The organism is Hydrogenobaculum acidophilum (assembly GCF_054656715.1).
Window position 1 is genome coordinate 19,772 of sequence record NZ_BAAHXP010000009.1, and the last position, 21,231, is coordinate 41,002.

Below are 21,231 nucleotides of genomic sequence, written 5' to 3' on the forward strand. Positions count from 1 at the left end.
AAGCTATATACAATTTTAAAATACGCTATGAAGTAAGACAGTCAAAATAGCTTTCTAGCAGCTTTTGATATACACTCTTGGGTCATAGGATGCTGGTCTTGAAACTCTGCCAAGTCTTTTGCGCTAGCCCCGAGCTTTATTGCTAGCCCAATATGAGATACAAGCTGTTCAGCATCTATACCCACTATGTAGGCACCTATAAGTTTTAGGCTTTTAGCATCAAAAAATAGCTTTAACTCCCCTTCTTCAGAATATATCTCAGCCCTTGAGTCTTCTTTTAAGTCAAAGCTCGTCTCCACTATATCAATGCCAAGCTTTTCAGCTTTTTCTTTGGTAATACCTACAAAAGACATGGCTGGTATTGTAAAAACAGTAAAAGGCACATTTTCAAAATCAGCGTAGTCAACGGGTGTATTGTTGGCCATAATGTTGTAAGCACAAATCATAGACTGTCTTATAGCTGCATGGAAAAGGGGCACTTTACCGTTTACATCACCAGAAGCGTATATATGTGGTATATTTGTTTGGCAAGCGTTGTTTATCTCTATGGCTTTATTTATATGTAAAAATTTATCGGCTCCCTCCGGTATCACAGGTCGCCTTCCCACTGCCAAAAGCACCTCATCCACTTCTAAAACTTTGACAGTATCACCTTCTTTGTAAGAAATTGCCTTTTTCTTGTCTTTTAGAGCTATCTCCTCTACTTCTACAGATGTAAATATCTTTATATTTTTAGGTAAAAACCTTAAAAGGGTTTCGGTGGCGTATTTGTCTATACCAGCTAAGACAGTATCAAGTCTCTCAAATATATAAACGTTAGAACCCATGTTTGCAAAGTAAAAGGCTGTTTCTAAACCTATGTACCCACCACCTACTATGGCAAAATCCTTTGGTATATAATTAAGATTTGGATTTAGCTTATATATATCTGTACTTGTTATAGCGTATTCTTTCCCTTTTATAGGTGGCACAAACACATCAGCCCCAGACGCTATTATTATATGCTTTGCTTTTATAGTATCTTCTCCCTTATCGTTTTCTACTATTATCGTGTGTTCATCTTTAAAACGGGCTACACCTTTTAAAAGCCTAAGGTTTTTATACGCTTTTAACTCCTCTTCGTGAAGCCTATACCTCGTATGTTGTACCTCGTCTTTTTTGGCTATTATCTTTTTATAATCTATAGGATTTTCTATACCGCTAAAAGCCCTAAACCTAAGATAAGTGTGTATTTGCTCTCTTATAGCTTTTGATGGTACGCACCCTTCCGCTAAACAATTACCGCTCATCACCCCCTTCTTGTCCACCATTATTACATCAAACCCGGCTCTAGCCAACCTAAAAGCCCCTGGATAGGCTCCTCCTCCAGCACCAATTGTAAGCACATCAGTTTCTATGTATCCCATAAGATTATTATAATACTCTAATGTTAAGATTTTATAAATTTCAAAAACTAAAAACGCTATATACTTATGAAAAAAAAGCTTAGAATACCTTTACAATAAAGCCTCAAAAGACCCACTAAATAGCCAAATTATAAATATAATCAAATCTATGAAGGATTTTGTGCATCTTCATCTTCACACTCAATATTCACTTTTGGACGGAGCCATAAAAATAAAGGATTTGGCAAAAAAGGCGAAAGAATACGGTTATAAAGCGGTGGCTATTACAGACCATGGAAATCTATTTGGTACTATGAGCTTTTACAAAGAGATGAAGGCAAACGGAATAAAACCTATAATAGGTATGGAAGCCTATTTTACCACTGGGAAAAGGACTGAACGCAAGGGCAAAGGCACAGAAGACAACATAACCGACAGAATAAACCATCACATCATACTTTTAGCAAAAAATGACACCGGTCTTCAAAATCTTATGAAGCTCTCTTCTATAGCATTTGTAGAAGGCTTTTACTACAAACCAAGGATAGATTATGAGGTTTTAGAACAATACTCCGAAGGACTCATTGCACTCACCGCTTGTCTTAAGGGCGTACCCACTTTTTACGCTGCCCAAGGCAACGAAGAGATGGCTTATTCGTGGGTAAAAAAATTCAAAGATATATTTGGAGATGATCTTTACCTTGAACTTCAATCAAACCATATACCCGCTCAGGAAACTGCCAACAAGACGCTTATAGAAATAGCGAAGAAGTATAACGTCAAATTTGCCGCCACCAACGATTGTCATTATCTTTTAGAAGAGGACTTGAAAGCCCACAACGTATTGATGGCAATACAGATGAAGAAAACCCTTCAAGAGCTTGGAGAAGATGCCTTTGGGCACTATGAGGGTATGCACTTTGCCTCTTATGAGGAGATGTATAAAAAGTTTGAAGGAAAATGGGACGGTTGGGAAAAAGCCCTTCTTAACACTGTAGAAATCTCAGAAAAGATTTCAGATTCTTTAAGCATTTTTGAAGATAAATCATACAAGTTTCCAGAGTTTTTAAAACAAGAAGCCTTAAATGTAAATATATCGGACTATTTAAGAGAGTTAGCTATAAATGGTCTTAAAAGCCGCATACAAAAGTCACAAACGAGCAAGGAAATACCAGAAAAAGAATATTGGGATAGGCTAAACTACGAACTTGACGTTATTAAAAATATGGGGTTTGATAGTTATTTTCTTATAGTATCTGACTTTATAAACTGGTCAAAATCAAACAACATACCAGTGGGCCCCGGAAGAGGCTCGGCTGCTGGCTCGTTGGTAGCTTTTGCATTAAACATTACTGACGTAGACCCTTTGAAACACGGGCTCATCTTTGAAAGGTTTCTAAACCCAGAACGTATATCAATGCCGGACATAGATGTAGACTTTTGTATGGACAATAGAGACAAGGTTATAGAATATGTCAAAGAAAAATACGGCAAAGATTCCGTAGCCCAGATAATCACTTACAACACTATGAAGGCCAAGCAAACCCTAAGAGATGTTGCGAGAGCTATGGGTATGGCCTACAAAGACGCAGATGTTTTGGCAAAACTTATCCCTCAAGGCAACGTGCAAGGTACGTGGTTAAGCCTCGAAGAAATGTATATAACACCTATAGAAGAATTGATGGAAAGATACGGACATAGGGGGGACATTGAAGATAACGTAAAAAAGTTTAGAGAACTTGCAAAAAAAGACCCACAAATAAAAGAGCTTGTAGAGATATCTATAAAACTAGAGGGTCTTACAAGACATACATCTTTGCATGCCGCTGGCATAGTGATAGCTCCAAAGCCTCTTATAGAACTTGCGCCACTTTATCTTGACAAATCTATAAAAGATGAAGAATCAGGAAACATAGCCACTCAATACGATATGGCACACTTGGAGGAGCTTGGGCTTGTTAAAATGGATTTTCTTGGGCTCAAAACCCTTACAGAGCTATGGAAGATGAAAGAACTTGTAAAACATAACAAAGGTATAGAAATAGATTTCTTGTCTTTGGATTTTAACAACAAAGAAATTTACGACTTTCTGTCCACAGGCAACACTATAGGTGTATTTCAACTAGAGTCAAAGGGTATGCGTGAGCTTATCAAACGCCTAAAACCAGATAGATTTGAAGATATAGTAGCTGCTTTAGCTCTTTACAGGCCAGGCCCAATAAAAAGTGGCATGGTAGATAAGTTTATAAACAGAAAGCTAGGCAGAGAAAAGATAGAGTACGAGTTTGAAGAGCTTGAAGAGGTATTGAAGGAGACTTATGGTCTTATTGTTTATCAAGAGCAAATAATGTTCATATCAAACATATTAGCTGGCTTTAGCATGGGAGAAGCCGATAACTTAAGAAAAGCCATAGGCAAGAAAAAAGCAGACCTCATGGCTAAAATAAAAGACGACTTCATAAAAAGAAGTTGCGATAGAGGTTATCCAAAAGAAAAGATAGAAAAACTTTGGTCTGAAATAGAAGAGTTTGCCTCATATTCCTTTAACAAATCTCACTCAGTGGCTTACGGCTACATATCTTTCTGGACCGCTTATATGAAGCTTTATTTTCCAGATGAATTTTACACAGTAAAATTCTCTACAGAGAACTCGGACAAAAAGTTTATAAACCTCATAAAAGATGCAAAATCTTTTGGCATAAACGTATTGCCACCAGATATAAACAAGTCTTCTGTGGATTTTAAGATAGAAACTGAAAAGCATATAAGGTTTGGGCTTGGCAGAATAAAAGGCGTTGGTGAAGACACGGCAATACACATAAAATCTATACAAGAAAAAATAGGTAGAGATTTCATAAGTTTTCAGGATTTTACCAAAAACACAGACAATAGAAAAGTAAATAAAAAGGTGTTGGAAGCTCTTTCAAAAGCAGGTGCATTCGATAGCATTATAGAAAAAAGCGGATACAAAAATAGAGAAGAGTTTCTAACAAGGCTTTTAAATTCTCAAGATGTATCCAACGTAGCCCAAAGGTCTCTTTTTGGTGTAAAAACCCAACAACCTACTGATAAGTCGTTAACGGATTACAAGCCTGCCCCTGGTTTAGACATATTGAAACTTGAAAAAGAGGTGCTTGGCTTTTACATCTCTGGTCATCCGCTTGATAAATATCAATGGGTTCTTTCCCATATAAACAACATAACGAACATAGAAGACATAGACGATGTCGTTCAGGATGACATAGGAAAAGAGTATACGCTTGCTGGAGTTATAAGCGATTTGCAGATAAAAAAGACAAAAAATGGTACATATATGGCAATATTCAATCTAATAGACAAAACCGATATAGTGGAGGTGGTAGTATTTCCAGATAGATATATCTCTTCCGAAAATATCATAAAAGAGGACGAGGTAGTGGTGGTAAAAGGTACCCTTGATATAGACATTGAAAACGAGAGCATTAAGATAGTGGCAAACAACATATATTCTATTGATTCTCTTTTAAATCAATACAACACCATTACCTTAAAAATAGACGAAGACAAGGCAAAGAACGGTTTTATAGAAAAACTGAAGCTCTTGTTGGACAAATACGGCTCACAACCTTACGATAGCAAAGATATCATGAAAACTCAAAAAGTGCTTTTAGAACTTGATACCACATATTACAAAGCCTTGGTCCAAACCTCCAAAGAAGTGGTGCTTTCAAAAAACCTCATAGATGAGCTAAGCAAACATGGCATAGAGTTTTCTCTAGCATCTTAACAAAAAATTAACAATAGTTTTTTATAATAAAAGCATCAAAACGTAAGGAGGTTTATATGAAGTTAAGAAAAGTGTTAGCGTTGGCTATATTTGCTAGTAGCTTGCAAGGCGCAATGGCTTGGACTATAACCGGAGCAGGTTCTACCTTTATAGAACCAGTCATGCAAAGATGGGCTCTTCATTTTAGACAAGCCACAGGTAACCACGTAAACTACCAAGGCATAGGCTCTGGTGGTGGTATACTCCAAGCTACAAAAAGAACCATTGACTTTGGCGCATCAGACGCTCCGTTAAAACCAGCAGAGTTAAAACAAAGAGGTCTAATCCAATGGCCCGATGCCATAGGTGGTGTTGTAATGGGCTACAACATACCGGGCGTTGGCAACTATCAGCTTCATCTTACCGGTAAGCAAATATGCGATATATACTTAGGTAAAGTAAGATACTGGGACGACCCCGAGATAAAAGCCACAAATCCAAGATTAAACTTACCACACATCCCTATTACACCAGTCCACAGAGCTGATGGTTCTGGTACCACTTGGATATTTACAAACTATCTTACAAAGGTTTGTCCTGAATGGGCTCACAAGATAGGTTTCAACACATCTGTACCATGGCCAGTAGGTATAGGTGGAAAAGGCTCTGAAGGAGTCACGAACTATATAATGAGGGTTAGAGGCGCTATAGGTTACGTAGAGTATGCTTATTTTAAGCAAAATCACTTTAACGTAGCAGTACTTGAAAACAAAGCTGGTTGGTGGGTGGCCCCTACAATGCAAACCATGATAGCTGCCGCCAAACAAGCAAATTGGAACGAAGCTATGAAAAACGACTTCTATATGGAACTTCCAAATCCTCCAGGTAAATATTCATATCCTATAGAAGGTCCTACCTTTATTTTGCTTCCAAAAGGTAAAAATACAAACTCTTACGTGTTACAATACTATACTTGGGTGTTTAATCACGGTGATGCTGACCTAAGAGCTCTTGACTACATAACCCTTCCAGATTTTGTGAAAAAAGACATAATGGCTTCTTGGAAGAAAAATGGTTTAAGCTGGTAATTTAAGTTGGTAATAACTAAAAGCTAGAATTATGATAGAATTAAAAGATAGCGGGGCTGTACGCCCCGCTCTTCCTATGAAAAGAAACGGCAAGGTAGGTAATGTTTTATTTAAGATAGCAGCCTTTAGCGCAGCGGCTTTGATACCTCTTGTAGTTATAATGGTTTTTGTCGTTCTTTTTATAGAAGCGTACCCTGCTATAAAAACCTTTGGCGTATGGCACTTTATCACCAGCAAAAGCTGGGATGCTGTGGACAATCATTTTGGAGCTTTTACCCCTCTTTTTGGCTCTATATACGTTACAATATGGGCTTTTATTTTTGCAGCCCCTATAAGCATAGGTGTTGCAATTTACATAACAGAGCTTGCACCTCACTGGTTAAAACCTATAGTAACAACCGCTATTGAGCTTTTAGCAGCAATACCAACCGTTATATACGGCATGTGGGGGCTTTTTGTATTGGCACCGGTTATGCAAAACCATGTAGAACCATGGATACTTGACCATCTCGCTAATTTGCCTGTCGTAGGGTTTTTATTCAACGGCCCCGGTATTGGGATAGACACTCTTACTACGGCTGTAATACTTTCTATTATGATTACACCTTTTATGTCATCTCTTGTAAAAGACGCCTTCTCATTGGTACCAGAAGTAGTAAAAGAGTCGGCTTATGGGCTTGGTGCTACAAGATGGGAAGTGATAAGAAAAGTGGTCATGCCTTATGTATCTTCTGGTATTTTTGGAGCCGGTATATTTGCCATAGGTAGAGCGCTCGGTGAGACTATGGCAGTATCTTTTGTAAACGGAAACAACCACAACCCAGGAAGCTTTTTGGATATGCTTTCTTTGTTAAACTCTGTAACCACCATAACGGTGACTTTAGCAGACGAGTTTACAGAAGCGATGACACACCTTTACTTATCGGCCTTATTTTATCTTGCTTTAATACTTCTTACCATATCTTTTAGCACCCTTGCAATAGCAAAATTTATAGTATGGAGATTGGAAAGAAGATGGAAAACGTAAGGATAAAAGCAAGAGTTATAAAAAGCAATATAATAATGATTTTATCTACGTTAGCTGCACTTTACGGTATTGTGTTTTTAGGCTGGATATTAGTATCTATAATATATCACGGTTATGAATATTTAAATCTTGATTTCTTTACACAAGACCCAGCCCCACCAGGAATGCCAGGTGGTGGTCTTAGGATGGCTTTTATAGGGCAATTTCTTATAACCACTATAGCTGCCTTTATAGGTACGCCAATAGGTATAATGGCTGGTATCTTTTTGGCAGAGTATGGTAGAGGTACTTGGTGGGCAATGTTTATAAGGAACTTGGCTGATATAGTTATATCAATGCCAGCTATAGTAATAGGTGCTGCCGTATATGTAATCCTGGTAGCACCACTTCATAGTTTTAACGGTTTATCTGGCTCAGTGGCGCTTTCTATACTATCGCTTCCTTATATCACAATAGCCACAGATGAAATGCTAAAGCTTGTACCAAAAGAGATGCGAGAAGCCGCCTATGCTTTAGGTGCTTACAAGCATTACGTTATAAAAAAAGTTACTATGAGAGCTGCCAAGACTGGTATACTCACAGGTGTGATACTTGGGCTTGCAAGGATGGCTGGTGAAGCTGCACCCCTTCTTTTTACATCCTTTAACAACGACCATACTACTTTCAATCTTTTAAAACCTATGGCTACTCTTACAATAACAATATTTATATATGCCACAGGACCATACCATGAGTGGCATGAGCAAGCATGGGCAGCTGGATTTGTCCTCACGCTGGGAGTCTTGTTGGCTGTCATAGTGGCTAAATACTTGGTACACGGCGGTTCTTTCACGGCACCGTTTATGTACGTGGCAAGACGTATAACTAAAATAAACAAAGGATAGAGGAGCGATATTATGAGTAGCGTAATAGCCATAGAAAATGCCAAAATCGATATAAGAAATCTAAATTTTTACTATAAAAAGGGGTTAAAACCGGCCTTAGAAAATATAAATATACCAATACCAGACAAAAAGGTAACTGCTCTTATAGGACCGAGTGGATGCGGTAAAACTACGCTCCTAAGATGCCTAAACCGTATGCACGACCTTTACCCAGGTATAAAGTATGAAGGAGAAATCATATTTGACAACCAAAACATTTTATCAAAGTCTACAGATTTAATTATATTAAGAAGCAGAATAGGTATGGTTTTTCAAAAGCCAACGCCGTTTCCTATGTCAATATTTGAAAATGTAGCTTTCGGTCTTAGGCTTATGGGCATAAACAATAAAACAGAATTAAAAGATAGGGTAGAAGCGGCTATTAAAATGGCAGCCCTATGGGATGAAGTGGGCAATAGACTACATGAAAACGCTTTCTCTTTATCAGGTGGTCAACAACAACGCCTTGTAATAGCAAGAGCTATAGCGGTGAACCCTGAAGTGTTGTTGTTTGACGAGCCAACATCCGCTCTTGACCCTATATCTACCGCTAAAATAGAAGAACTTATCATAGAACTCAAAAAAAGAATGGCTATAGTTATAGTAACGCACAATATGCAACAAGCGGCTCGTATAGGAGACTACACAGCTTTTATGTACCTTGGTAAACTTGTGGAGTTTGATAAAACTGAAACCATCTTTACAAATCCAAAAGAAAAACTTACAGAAGATTACATAACCGGTAGATTTGGATAAGGGGCTCTTTTATGCTAAAATATACAAGCGATGAAACATATATACCTTATAAGACATGCTCAAAGTGAATACAACGAAAAGGGTGTATTTCAAGGAAGCTTAGACAGCGAACTAACACCTCTTGGATATATACAAGCAAAGCTTTTGTCTTTGGCTTTTAAAAATAAAAAAATAGATGTTATATACACATCCTTCCAGAAAAGAGCTTTAAAAACCGCAATCTTTTTATCAAAAGCCCTAAACAAAGAGCTCATCGTAGAACCTCGCATAAGAGAGATATCCTTTGGAGAATTGGAGGGTAAAAACTTTTTAGACATGTTTAGAGATTACAAAGACATGATGATGGCATGGTCTAAGGACCCTCTTGAAAACCCTTTACCTACCCAAGAGCCCAAAGAATCTTTTCTAAAAAGAGTAAGGGAGTTTATAGATATAATAAAATCCCAAAAACACGAACAAATAGCCGTAGTATCTCACGGTGGGTTTATCCACGGTTTTATTATGGAGGCTACAGGTTTTAAAGCTCCCCTTTGGAACATACACACAGACAACACGGGTGTTTCAAAGTTAAGACTTGTAGAAGATAGATTCTATGTAGAATACCTCAACAACACCTGTCATCTTTTATGAGTAAATATAGAAAAGGCAAACTAAAGCTTGAACATCATACGTTAGAAGGGTTCGATAAGTATATAAGGCCTGTTTTGGAGATGGAGATAGTAGAAGCTGTGATACCAGGAAGGATATTTAGAAACAACAAAGGGCGCGGTTCTAAGGGTTTGTTTTTGCAATATGAAACGTCTTCTGGTTTTAAGCTTTTATACAAAAACGGCACATCTGTACAAGAAGTGTTTGTAGTTTGTTCTGACAAAGAGACTTTTAAAAATGCCTTTGAAAACCTATACAAGGAGTAATTTATGAACCTTTTAAAGCTTGGATACATAGGTATATTTTTGGTAGGGCTCATAGAATCGAGCGTTTTCCCACTTTCTACGCTTCCTCTTATGACCGCTGGTACAGTTTACAAAATGAACCTTTATTTGGTAGCTTTTTGCGCTTTGTTTGGGGATTTTATAGGGGCTTCTATCGTTTACTATATAGGTTATAACTATGGCTACAAGGCAGTGTCTAGGTTTGTATCAGAGAATAAATTTAGAAAAACGGAAGCTCTTTTCCACAAATACGGCGCTTTTGCCATACTAATAGGAGAGCCCTTCTACGTAATAAATTGGATAGCTGGCATACTTAGGTTTGGATATTACAGGTTTATAGCTATGGCGCTTCTTTCAAGAGCTTTAAAGCTTATAGCTTTCGCAATGTTTGGTAAAGCTTTGGAGAGGTTTTTATAAAGATTTTCTTTTGTTTGATATTTCTTCCAAAGTTCTTACGAGATTTTCCCTATCTTTTTTTCTTACCATATCTTCCAAATAAGCTAAATGTTTTTTGAAAAGCTCTATACTTTCTAAAAGATGTTCTTGGTTGTAAAGGAATATATCACTCCAAAGATTGGCTTGGCTAGCACCTATTCTTGTGGTATCTAAAAATCCCTGCCCCACATAATTTTTGTATTCTTCTGGCAAACTCTTTGTAAGAGTATAGGCTATAAGATGTGGAAGATGAGAGGCAATTGCAAAAATCTTATCGTGGGTTTTTGAGTCCATAATCTCTACCTTACTTCCAACGCTTTTCCAAAACTCCTTTAACTTGTTTAAGTATTCTTCTTTGGATAAATCTGTAGGACATATTACAGCAAGCCTATCCTTAAACAAATCCTTTGATGCGTTTTCAAAACCGTTTTTATGAGAGCCAGCTATAGGATGAGAGCCGATATAACTCTCTTTAAAAATAGGCTTTAAAACCTTTTCAGGATACTCTTTCACCGAGGCAACATCGGTCACTAAAGCATCTTCTATAAACCGCTTTAGCTTATCAGCAGTTTCTTCCAAGCTAGATATCGGATTACAAAATATTACAAAATCATAATCTATATCTTCTTTAAACTCTTCTACAATACCTTTTTCAACAGCACTTTTTAAAGCGTTTTGGTCTTTGTCTATAGCATATATATGTTTTGATAGTTTTTTGCTTTTAATATCAAAAGCCAAAGACCCTCCTATAAGACCAAGACCCACGATGAGGGTGTTGTTAAACATCACTTTACCACTAAAAGGTTGGTTTTTATATAGTGAAATACAAAAGTAGTAGTACTACCCATGAAAAAGTGTACCAACTTTTTCTTGTGAGAACCAAGTATCACCAAATCTATATTTAGTCTCTCGGATGTTTTTATAATCCCATCTTCCGCAATGTTTTTCTCTATTATAAGCTCAATATTTGAGTCCTTGACTAAAGCTTCTAACCTTTCCCTTTTAGAACCAAGCTCATCGGCGTGGTATAGATAAAGCTTTGCGTTGTATACTTTGTTTAAGTTTTTAGTAAAATCTATAAGCTTATCGTCTTCCTCTTTACCGTCATGGCATATCATAATGCTTTCAATTGGCTTATACTCGTCTTTAAAAGCCACAAACACTGGACAATTTGCCCTTCTAATCACCTGTTCGGAAGCCGAGCTTATGTGTATGCCTTTTATAGCCTTTTCATGGGATGGTTTTCCAACAAATATGATATCTTCTTTGTCAGCCTGAGAGCTTATCTCTTTGGCAGGATTACCCCAAGTTTGAAGCGTAGATACCTTGGCGTTTAGTTTTCTTCCTAAAGTGCTAAATTCATCTAAAAGCACCTCTGACTCTTTTTCTAAAAACTCTTTTACTTTAGCGCTTATGCCCTCATAATAAGAAAATCCTAAAACCCCAGACAAATCTGCCAAAAGGCTTTCTTCAGTTAAAACGCTATCTAAAACGTGTATACCCACCACAGGGATATTTAGCTTTGAGCCAAGCTCAAGTGCGTAATAGGAAGCTACAAAAGATGGTTTAGAACCGTCCAAACCTACTATAACTCTATTAAACATCTAAGTTTCTTACCTCCTTAGCGTAGGTCTCTATAAACTCTCGTCTTGGCTCTACGCTTTCCCCCATGAGTATTGAGAAAATTCTATCAGCCTCAGCCGCATCTTCCAAAGACACTTTTAAAAGCCTTCTAGTGCTTGGATTCATAGTGGTTTCCCAAAGTTGCTCTGGGTTCATCTCACCAAGACCTTTGTAGCGCTGTATTTCTATGCCATCTTTCACAAAGGCTATCACTTCTTGATAAAAATCCTCCACTGGGCTTTCTATAACCTTTGTCTTATGCCCCAGTTTTAGGCTTATAGGATATGAGAAAAATTCCTTATGCTCTTCGAAAAGCTTCTTATAAGTACCAGATGTAAGAAAGTCTATGTCTATAATGCTAAAGTTTTGATGTATATCGTATATAACTATAGAATAAGAGCCGTCAAAATCATCGTATCTTAACTTTGCACTGCTCACACTTTTCATAGACACTATATCTTCTAAAAGTTTTTTTGCTTTTTCTTCATCTTTTAGATAGCTTTCGTCTATTTTGTTTTTAAGAAGATAATCTATCACCTCTTTGTTTCTTTTGTTTAAAAGCTCCGATACACTGCTTTGTTGTTCTTTAATTGTATTTAAGATGTTTACAAGCACATCGCCTCTATAAGTATTTGAAGTAGCGTCTATTATAGAAACATCTGTTTTTATAATGTTTAATAAGAATTTTTCAAGCTCTTTATCGTCTTTTATATAGGACTCTTTTTTACCTATCTTTACTTTGTAAAGAGGAGGCTGGGCTATATAAACATGGCCGTTTTCAATCAGCTTGGTCATAAACCTGTAGAAAAATGTCAAAAGAAGCGTTCTTATGTGAGACCCATCCACATCAGCGTCCGTCATAATGATAGTCTTGTGATATCTCAAAGCGCCCAAATCTATATCTTCACCAATGTTGCATCCAAGCGCAGATATAATAGCTCTTATCTCCTCGTTGGAAAGAGCCTTATCTAGCCTTGCTTTTTCTACATTTAATATTTTACCTTTCAAAGGTAGTATAGCCTGAAATCTTCTATCTCTTCCTTGCTTTGCAGAGCCACCAGCCGATTCGCCCTCTACTATAAATATCTCGCATTTTGAAGGGTCTTTTTCAGAACAATCCGCCAGCTTACCAGGTAAGGATGTGTCTTCTAAGAAAGATTTTCTCCTTACAAGGTCTTTGGCTTTTTTAGCAGCTTCTCTTGCCAAAGCAGCCTCTATAGCCTTTTCTACGATAAGCTTTAAAATGTCTTGATGCTTTTCAAAATAATCTGTAAGAAACTCTGTAGCTATTGATTCTACTATGGTTTTTGTTTCTTGATTGCCTAGCTTTGTTTTGGTTTGACCTTCAAACTGAGGCTCTGGCACTTTACAAGACACCACCGCCACAAGCCCTTCCCTTAGGTCCTCCCCTGTGAACATCTCCTTTAGCTCTTTTGAGATTTTTATATTTTGAGCCAATTTCGATACCACCTTTGATAACGCACTCCTGAAACCTGTGACATGGGTGCCACCTTCTATAGTTTTTATGTTGTTTACAAAGCTTTCTAAAGATTCTTTGTAGTCTTTGGTGTATTTAAAAGCTATCTCTACGATGGTGCCTTCCTTGGTAGATTCAACATAGACTACATCATCAAAAAGAGGCTCTTTACCCTCTGCCAAATATTCTACAAGCTCCACAATACCTCTTTCAAACTTATAAGTAAGCTGTTTATCAAGCCTATCATCTATTAGCTCAAATGTCACATGCTTATTTAAATAAGCCAACTCTCTTATTCTTTTTTCTACTATATCAAACTTTATTTTTGTGGTTTCAAATATTTCTTTATCTGGTTTAAAAGTAATCTTTGTACCTGTTTTTGCAGTTTCTCCTATAACTTTTAACTCTGTTTTTGGCACACCTCTTTCGTACTCTTGCCTATAAATTTTACCATCTCTATAGACCTCTACTATAAGCCATTCTGAAAGAGCATTTACCACAGAAGCCCCAACACCGTGAAGACCACCTGAATATTGATAGACCTTTTTATCAAACTTACCACCGGCTCCAAGCACCGTAAGCACCACTTCTACCGCTGGTTTCCCAACCTCAGGATGTATGTAAACAGGTATACCTCTTCCGTTGTCTTCTACGCTCACAGAATCGTCTTGATGTATATGTACCCTTATATGGGTGGCATACCCTGCCATCGCCTCGTCTACGGAGTTATCCACTATCTCCCATATAAGGTGATGAAGACCTCTTTCAGATATATCCCCTATGTACATCGAGGGACGAAGCCTTACGTGCTCTAATCCAGTAACAACTTTTATCGCATCTGCACTATATTCTTGCATCATCAAATATTATACCATCTTAGACATTCCCAAGTTTATGAGGCAGGTATATTTAACAGGGGGGGTTAAATTTATTTAAAAAGCTAGTGGTGGGGGTCGAACCCACGACCTCGTGATTACAAATCACGTGCTCTGCCGACTGAGCTACACTAGCTAAGTAGCATTAAATTATATCAGTTAAAAGCTAAAAAGTCAATGAGTAAATAGCGTCAAAACCCTTGACTTATAAAATCTATATACTCTTTAAGATAAGGTAAAACGTCTTTTGGAAAATAAGGCAAAAGGTTTAAAGAAGCCTTTTTATACTCATTTATTAAATCCAGCAAAGAGTCTTTGCCGACGCTTACAAAAGCACCATCTTTGTCTTTAAAATCGTCCACAAGCTGAAAAAGTATACCTATGTTGTATCCAAGCTTTTCGTATAAAGAATAATCAATACCTTTTAAAATGGCTGGTATACAAAAAGAGGTTTTTATAAGAGCGGCGGTTTTCAAAGAAGCCACTTTTAGAAAATCATTTTCACCTTTTATATCGTAAACTTGGCCTGATACCATACCCTCTATACCTGCGTTTTTAGACACATAGTTTACCACCTTCACAAGGTTTTGAGGGTTTTCATACAAAATTTCGTTTGATAATATATCAAAAGCTAAGCTCAAAAGCCCGTCCCCTGCCAAAAGAGCTATGTCTTGACCAAAAACTTTATGGCATGTTGGTTTACCTCTTCTTTCATCGTCGTTGTCTAACTCTGGCATATCATCGTGAATAAGGGAGTAATTGTGAATAAACTCAATAGCACATCCGAGGGTTATGGCATCGTCTTCAGCTAAATCGCAAGCATACCCTCCTATTACGCACAAAACTGGTCTTATCCTTTTACCATCTTGAAAAACATAGTAAGCCATTGCATCGTACAAAACTTTTGGCTCAAACGGAACAAGAAGCTCTTTTAATCTTTCTTCTATCTTTGGTTTTAAAATCTCAAATATCATTTTATATCCAGTCTATGGGCTCTTCCTATTAGTTCTTTGAAATGCTTTAGGTTTTTAGTATCTATGTGATTTTTTATGCCTTCTATAACATCCAAAGGGCTTAGGGGTTTGTAAAAGTTTGCGGTCCCAACTTGGACAGCGCTAGCTCCTGCCAGTATATGCTCCAATGCGTCAACATGCGTTGTAATTCCACCTACACCTATTATAGGTATTGCTTTTCCGTATTTTTCGTAAGTCTGCCATATCATTCTAACGGCTATTGGAAGTACAGCAGGACCAGACAACCCACCCGTTTTCGTAGCAAGAAAGGGTCTTTCATTGTATATATCTATTTTCATACCAACAAGCGTATTTATAAGAACTATGCCATCGGCTTTAGCCTCTATGCATATCTTTGCAAACTCTGTAATATCTGTGACGTTTGGAGAAAGCTTTACCAAAAGTGGTTTTTTTGCAAAAGCCTTTATCTTTTCTATCAAAGACCTAAGCACCACCGGGTCCTGCCCAAAGACCACACCACCTTTTTTTACGTTTGGACAAGAGACGTTTAGCTCGTAAGCCACTATCTTTGGCACATCCTCTAAGATTCTTATAACTTCTACATACTCTTCTTCGGTCTCTCCAAATACATTTGCTATAAAATGCGTATCTATATCCTTTACAACTGGGTATATCTTTTTAATAAAAGCCTCAACACCAGGATTTTGAAGCCCTATAGAATTTAGCATACCACAGGGGGTCTCAGCTATACGGGGCATAGGATTTCCTTCTCTTGGCTTTAGGGATAATCCTTTTGTTACCACAGCTCCAAGCTTTGATATATCATATATCTTAGCTCCTTCAACACCGTATCCAAAAGTCCCAGAAGCCACCCACACAGGATTTTTAAACTTTATACCAAAAAGCTCTATCTCCAGCTTATCCATTCTTATTTATTTTAGCATATGAGAGTATTTATCGTTTATTGGTTAGACATGCAAAATTCGTACAAACTAAGCACATCGCAAACAACAATCATACCAGATAAACGAATTTGTAAAGATTCCTATATCTTTTCAATCCCATAAGGCAGATTACCAACTTAAAAAAGGGTGGGTCTTGGAAACGTCGGAGAATTCGTTTCAATCCCATAAGGCAGATTACCAACTCAATGAGCGATAATTTTTCAGACGGTTCACTTGGTTTCAATCCCATAAGGCAGATTACCAACGCCTCTGCTTTCGTTATATTGTTTAAACTTTCTATTTGTTTCAATCCCATAAGGCAGATTACCAACGGGAGAATCAGAAAAAAATATGAGACAAGCATTGCAAAGTTTCAATCCCATAAGGCAGATTACCAACTGACGTTGATACGAGTTTTTTGGAAGACCTCATTAAGTTTCAATCCCATAAGGCAGATTACCAACTATGTCCAATACGTCTTGAAGCCCGTCTGGTCTTGGTTTCAATCCCATAAGGCAGATTACCAACCTTCCAGAAATGGAAGGGAAAGGGGTAACCTATGGAAGAATTGTTTCAATCCCATAAGGCAGATTACCAACTTTTTCTTATATTTTTTTTTGCAGCAGGTGATAAGTTTCAATCCCATAAGGCAGATTACCAACACAACAACACTTGACAAATTCGCCAAGAAAGAAGAAGTTTCAATCCCATAAGGCAGATTACCAACTCTTTTATTTTTACCAAAAGGGGACGCTGATAACGGTTTCAATCCCATAAGGCAGATTACCAACCCAATAGCTCTGATATTACTGAGTTTTTGTTGTTTGGGTTTCAATCCCATAAGGCAGATTACCAACATTCTAATCACTTTTTGTTTGTTGAGAACGTGCAGTTTCAATCCCATAAGGCAGATTACCAACGAAAGCGTAACCACCAACGACGATAAGCTTGCCGAGTTTCAATCCCATAAGGCAGATTACCAACCGGTCAAGCTCAATTAAACAGACTGGTTTAAACCAGTTTCAATCCCATAAGGCAGATTACCAACTTTGAAAGGTTCAAGTTTTATCATACCTATAATTGTTTCAATCCCATAAGGCAGATTACCAACAAAACAATATAAACTTGTTTGTAATGTGTTTTTGGGTTTCAATCCCATAAGGCAGATTACCAACTATACATATGACATAACGGCTTTTATCTTCAATTGTTTCAATCCCATAAGGCAGATTACCAACAAGCTATGAAACAAGGTATTGATTTAGTTAGAGGGTTTCAATCCCATAAGGCAGATTACCAACCCGTCCATTAACACCGCCTATCTCACCGGCGGTATAGTTTCAATCCCATAAGGCAGATTACCAACGTATGGATGTAAGATACTTACACCTAACTTAGTTGTGTTTCAATCCCATAAGGCAGATTACCAACACACTGAACTAAAACTCGTTGGTGATGATAGCTTAGTTTCAATCCCATAAGGCAGATTACCAACGAGCAACGTATAGCAAAAACTATACTCCCCAGCAAAGTTTCAATCCCATAAGGCAGATTACCAACTATGATACAACCATCAAGGACTATTCCGATGTCATAAGTTTCAATCCCATAAGGCAGATTACCAACCGTTGTGCTAACGGTAGTTGAGTTTATTTTAGTCTTGTTTCAATCCCATAAGGCAGATTACCAACAAAACCAAGCAAGAGAGTTTAGAAGCAAAATTAGGTTTCAATCCCATAAGGCAGATTACCAACTTATCTTGAGTTACCAGAAGAGTTAAGCAATATAAGTTTCAATCCCATAAGGCAGATTACCAACTCGCTAACAAACACAAAAATACTCCTGCTCTATCATCTGGTTTCAATCCCATAAGGCAGATTACCAACCTTCATCGCTTTTTAAGCGTAAGTTTGCTAAATTATGTTTCAATCCCATAAGGCAGATTACCAACAAGCCCTATTGAATAACCAACGAGAAAGTTAGAAAGTTTCAATCCCATAAGGCAGATTACCAACATTACTCCTTTACCTCAAGGGGCTGGGATACAGCCGTTTCAATCCCATAAGGCAGATTACCAACCTGATGAAGAGTTTTTAGTTCTTCATCTGTGAGCTTTGTTTCAATCCCATAAGGCAGATTACCAACTTACTATGTTAGCTATTGCCTCTTCTTTTCTTTTTTGTTTCAATCCCATAAGGCAGATTACCAACGAGTGGACGAAATAATGTAGTCCACTCCGTTTACAGTTTCAATCCCATAAGGCAGATTACCAACCAGTATCTGATGCTGAAAACGAAGACGAACTTTTAAGTTTCAATCCCATAAGGCAGATTACCAACCCGTCAACCCGATTTCAATAATCAAATTATAAGCTTTCATAGACATTTATACAATGATATAAATTATATTATTTGTAAAAAATTTACTACGAAAGGTGATATAGAACAGATAGCTAGAAAGCTTTCTCTATCAATTATTAGCTAATGTTTATGATATATAACAGAGCCGGGGAAAACATTGATTTTTCGTAAACACAAAAATTTCCCAAAGGTGATATATATCATATTACTTTAAAGTAACGCTATCCCCATATTCAGCTGTTGAAGTACGCCGTTGGCTTTGAAGCCAACTAAAAACTGAAAATTATTATAACATAAATTTTTAAAAATGCAAGTTTTTGTATAAGTTAAGTACATAGTAAACACTTGCACCTAAAAAATACATATTTTCATACACTTGTTCTAATTTCATTAACTCTGTTACTATCCTAAGCCACGGCAGACTTGTGAACCGTGGTAGACTTGTGAACCGTGGTAGACTTGTCACCTCCTTTCTAATGTTATGTGAGTTATTCCTAAACTTTTAACCATAAAAATTTACTGCTTTCATGTATTGGTTTATAGAAAATTTTAACAAAGGTAAGTGTCCATAGTGTATGTGAATTTATACACTCTTTGTAAAAATTTTAGCTCATTTAACCAAGCTACAATTCTTAGCTTATCAAAGCTTTTTCTACTATACCCTTTATCTCTTTTACCCAGCTTATAGCACTTTCTGCATCTTCTTTGGTATACTCTTCTGAAGGTATAAAATCTTCCATACCATAAAAAGCTATCTCTCTTTCTTTCCTGAGAGTCCTAGATATCTGCTTAATATTTGATATATTTGACCTTATTATATCTGGAAACACGTTTATGTTTTCCTCTATAAACTTTGAAACATCGTGAACTTTTGGTATATCAAGTCCATATGCCATTATCAAGGCTTTTAAAAGAAGCTCCACAACTTCTTGAGCTTCCCTTACAACATCAGCATAATCTTGTTCAGATTTTAAAAACTCTAAGGCTTTTATTCTCTTTTCAGAGCGAATTAAATAATCCTTTACCAACCTAGCCCTTCGCATCCAAGATTCTCCAATATTTTATGCCGTTATATAACTCGAGTATTTCACCGCTTTTGATTTTATTTTCTATACTATTTTTCATAGCCTTTACAACGCCCGTTTTATCATAAAGCGTAATATAACTATCGAAAATCCCAAGATAAAACGGATGAAAAGTATTTGCCTCTTGAAGAGTTAGCACTACAGGGCTTAGCATATGTCCCTTAAATTCATCTCCTACAAGGTCATAAAACTCGTGAATCCTCTTCCTAAAAGAAAGATGACTGCTTTCTAAAATAACAAGTATATCTATATCTGAATTTTTACTAAAATAATCGTTTACAACAGAACCAAAAAGCACAACACCTAAGAGCTTTTCTTTATAAGCCTCCCGTATTTTATCTAACAAACAACCTATATCATCCATTACGCTTTTGCGGAAAGTGTTTTTGCTAGACGTTTCATTAAAAATATTCATACGATTAGTATAACAATATAAAAAATACGATGCAACAATTGGATAAAAATTGACATAAAACAACATTATCATTTAAAAGCTCTAAGACGTTTTATATATGCTAAAATAAAGGTATGAAGACATTTAAAATAGCAGTGTTAAAAGGTGATGGTATAGGCCCAGAGATTGTAGACAGTGCTTTGGAGGTCTTAGATAGCTTAGCTTCTAAATTTGGTTTTCAATATGAGATAAAAGAGGGTTTGATAGGTGGTATTGCCATAGATAAGACTGGGGGACCTCTTCCGGAAGAAACTGTAAAAATTTGCAAAGAATCGGATGCAGTACTTCTTGGAGCTGTCGGTGGACCAAAGTGGGATGATTTGCCAACCGATAAAAAACCAGAAAAAGGGCTTCTTGGAATAAGAAAAGCTTTAGATTTGTACGCAAACCTTAGGCCTGCAAAAGTTTTTGATGCTCTTATAGAAAGCTCACCGTTAAAAGAGTCTGTGGTAAAAGGTACAGATTTGATGGTGGTAAGGGAGTTGTCATCGGATGTTTATTACGGAGAGCCAAGAGGTATAACTACGTTAGAAAACGGCGAAAGATATGGCTACAACACGATGGGGTACAAAGAATCGGAGATAAAAAGGGTGGTAAGAAAAGCTTTTGAAATAGCAAAACAAAGGAGAAAAAAGCTAACAAGCGTTGATAAAGCAAACGTATTGGAAGTTTCTGGGCTTTGGAGAGATATAGTAAACGAAGAGCACAAAAACTATCAAGACGTAGAATTAGAACATCTTTACGTAGACAACTGTGCCATGCAACTTGTAAATAGGCCTTACTCTTTTGATACGATAGTAACAGGCAACATCTTTGGAGATATCTTATCGGATGAAGCTGGCGTTATACAAGGAAGCTTAGGTATGCTTCCATCTGCATCTTTGGGGGATAAATATGCACTTTATGAGCCAATACACGGCTCTGCTCCTGATATAGCTGGTAAAGGCATAGCAAATCCAATAGCTACCATATTATCCTTGGCGATGATGTTTAAATATTCTTTTAAGATGGATGGTGTGGCAAAAGCTATAGAAGATGCCGTAGACAAGGCTCTTGCACAAGGATATAGAACTCAAGATATATATAGAGGAGAAGGTACAAAAGTAAACACCAAAGAGATGACCAAAGCAATTTTAGAAAATCTGTAG

The 21,231-nt window shown here is 37.1% G+C and carries 17 protein-coding genes, 1 tRNA gene and 1 CRISPR repeat array; of the genes, 9 read left to right on the plus strand and 9 right to left on the minus strand.

What is annotated here, in order from left to right; translation table 11 throughout:
• Nucleotides 1–41 precede the first annotated feature (41 nt).
• Nucleotides 42–1,406, minus strand: coding sequence for a dihydrolipoyl dehydrogenase (locus ACYQZV_RS05905; protein ID WP_459894020.1), 1,365 nt, complete (start codon nt 1,404–1,406; stop codon nt 42–44).
• 148 nt (nt 1,407–1,554) lie between these two features.
• Between ACYQZV_RS05905 and dnaE the strand changes: the two genes are divergently transcribed.
• The 8 genes from dnaE to ACYQZV_RS05945 are packed head-to-tail and all read left to right on the plus strand — an operon-like array spanning nt 1,555 to nt 10,273.
• Nucleotides 1,555–5,151, plus strand: a complete 3,597-nt coding sequence (dnaE, locus tag ACYQZV_RS05910; protein WP_459894021.1) for a DNA polymerase III subunit alpha — start codon at nt 1,555–1,557, stop codon at nt 5,149–5,151.
• Between the two features lie 56 nt (nt 5,152–5,207).
• Nucleotides 5,208–6,218 carry a phosphate ABC transporter substrate-binding protein PstS gene (gene pstS / locus ACYQZV_RS05915; protein WP_459894022.1) on the plus strand — a complete coding sequence of 337 codons (1,011 nt, stop codon included), beginning with the start codon at nt 5,208–5,210 and terminating at the stop codon, nt 6,216–6,218.
• Between the two features lie 31 nt (nt 6,219–6,249).
• Nucleotides 6,250–7,245 carry a phosphate ABC transporter permease subunit PstC gene (gene pstC, locus ACYQZV_RS05920; protein ID WP_459894023.1) on the plus strand — a complete coding sequence of 332 codons (996 nt, stop codon included), beginning with the start codon at nt 6,250–6,252 and terminating at the stop codon, nt 7,243–7,245.
• On the plus strand, nt 7,233–8,129 hold the full coding sequence (gene pstA / locus ACYQZV_RS05925; protein ID WP_459894058.1) for a phosphate ABC transporter permease PstA: 897 nt from the start codon (nt 7,233–7,235) through the stop codon (nt 8,127–8,129). The genes pstC and pstA overlap by 13 nt, the downstream gene beginning before the upstream one ends.
• A gap of 12 nt (nt 8,130–8,141) precedes the next feature.
• Nucleotides 8,142–8,924, plus strand: coding sequence for a phosphate ABC transporter ATP-binding protein PstB (pstB, locus tag ACYQZV_RS05930; protein ID WP_459894024.1), 783 nt, complete (start codon nt 8,142–8,144; stop codon nt 8,922–8,924).
• A 30-nt stretch (nt 8,925–8,954) separates the two neighbouring features.
• Entirely contained in the window at nt 8,955–9,554 is a 600-nt protein-coding gene (locus tag ACYQZV_RS05935; RefSeq protein WP_459894025.1) for a histidine phosphatase family protein, read from the plus strand.
• Complete coding sequence (locus ACYQZV_RS05940) at nt 9,551–9,838, plus strand: DUF2103 domain-containing protein (protein ID WP_459894026.1); 288 nt, start codon at nt 9,551–9,553, stop codon at nt 9,836–9,838. The genes ACYQZV_RS05935 and ACYQZV_RS05940 overlap by 4 nt, the downstream gene beginning before the upstream one ends.
• A gap of 3 nt (nt 9,839–9,841) precedes the next feature.
• Entirely contained in the window at nt 9,842–10,273 is a 432-nt protein-coding gene (locus ACYQZV_RS05945) for a DedA family protein (protein ID WP_459894027.1), read from the plus strand.
• On the opposite strand, the gene ACYQZV_RS05950 is transcribed toward ACYQZV_RS05945, so the two are convergent.
• The 8 genes from ACYQZV_RS05950 to ACYQZV_RS05985 all read right to left on the minus strand — a co-directional run bounded on the left by ACYQZV_RS05950 (nt 10,268) and on the right by ACYQZV_RS05985 (nt 20,044).
• Complete coding sequence (locus ACYQZV_RS05950) at nt 10,268–11,077, minus strand: prephenate dehydrogenase (RefSeq protein WP_459894028.1); 810 nt, start codon at nt 11,075–11,077, stop codon at nt 10,268–10,270. The two genes, ACYQZV_RS05945 and ACYQZV_RS05950, sit on opposite strands and share 6 nt — an antisense overlap.
• Nucleotides 11,077–11,895, minus strand: coding sequence for a universal stress protein (locus ACYQZV_RS05955; protein ID WP_459894029.1), 819 nt, complete (start codon nt 11,893–11,895; stop codon nt 11,077–11,079). Before ACYQZV_RS05955 ends, ACYQZV_RS05950 begins: the two co-directional genes overlap by 1 nt.
• On the minus strand, nt 11,888–14,248 hold the full coding sequence (gene gyrB / locus ACYQZV_RS05960; RefSeq protein ID WP_459894030.1) for a DNA topoisomerase (ATP-hydrolyzing) subunit B: 2,361 nt from the start codon (nt 14,246–14,248) through the stop codon (nt 11,888–11,890). The genes ACYQZV_RS05955 and gyrB overlap by 8 nt, the downstream gene beginning before the upstream one ends.
• Before the next feature lie 81 nt (nt 14,249–14,329).
• Nucleotides 14,330–14,402: transfer RNA gene (locus ACYQZV_RS05965), tRNA-Thr, on the minus strand.
• A 55-nt stretch (nt 14,403–14,457) separates the two neighbouring features.
• A complete protein-coding gene (locus ACYQZV_RS05970; RefSeq protein ID WP_459894031.1) occupies nt 14,458–15,240 on the minus strand; it encodes a polyprenyl synthetase family protein in 783 nt (260 codons plus the stop codon).
• A complete protein-coding gene (locus tag ACYQZV_RS05975; protein WP_459894032.1) occupies nt 15,237–16,166 on the minus strand; it encodes a dihydroorotate dehydrogenase in 930 nt (309 codons plus the stop codon). Before ACYQZV_RS05975 ends, ACYQZV_RS05970 begins: the two co-directional genes overlap by 4 nt.
• Before the next feature lie 126 nt (nt 16,167–16,292).
• A CRISPR array of direct repeats spans nt 16,293–18,523; the repeat unit is 29 nt; unit sequence GTTTCAATCCCATAAGGCAGATTACCAAC.
• A gap of 653 nt (nt 18,524–19,176) precedes the next feature.
• Nucleotides 19,177–19,587, minus strand: a complete 411-nt coding sequence (locus ACYQZV_RS05980) for a HEPN domain-containing protein (protein WP_459894033.1) — start codon at nt 19,585–19,587, stop codon at nt 19,177–19,179.
• The gene (locus ACYQZV_RS05985) at nt 19,574–20,044 is read right to left on the minus strand and encodes a nucleotidyltransferase domain-containing protein (RefSeq protein WP_459894034.1); all 471 of its coding nucleotides are present in this window, start codon (nt 20,042–20,044) and stop codon (nt 19,574–19,576) included. The genes ACYQZV_RS05980 and ACYQZV_RS05985 overlap by 14 nt, the downstream gene beginning before the upstream one ends.
• Before the next feature lie 113 nt (nt 20,045–20,157).
• Here ACYQZV_RS05985 and leuB point away from each other — a divergent pair, with 113 nt between their 5' ends.
• A complete protein-coding gene (gene leuB, locus ACYQZV_RS05990; protein WP_459894035.1) occupies nt 20,158–21,231 on the plus strand; it encodes a 3-isopropylmalate dehydrogenase in 1,074 nt (357 codons plus the stop codon).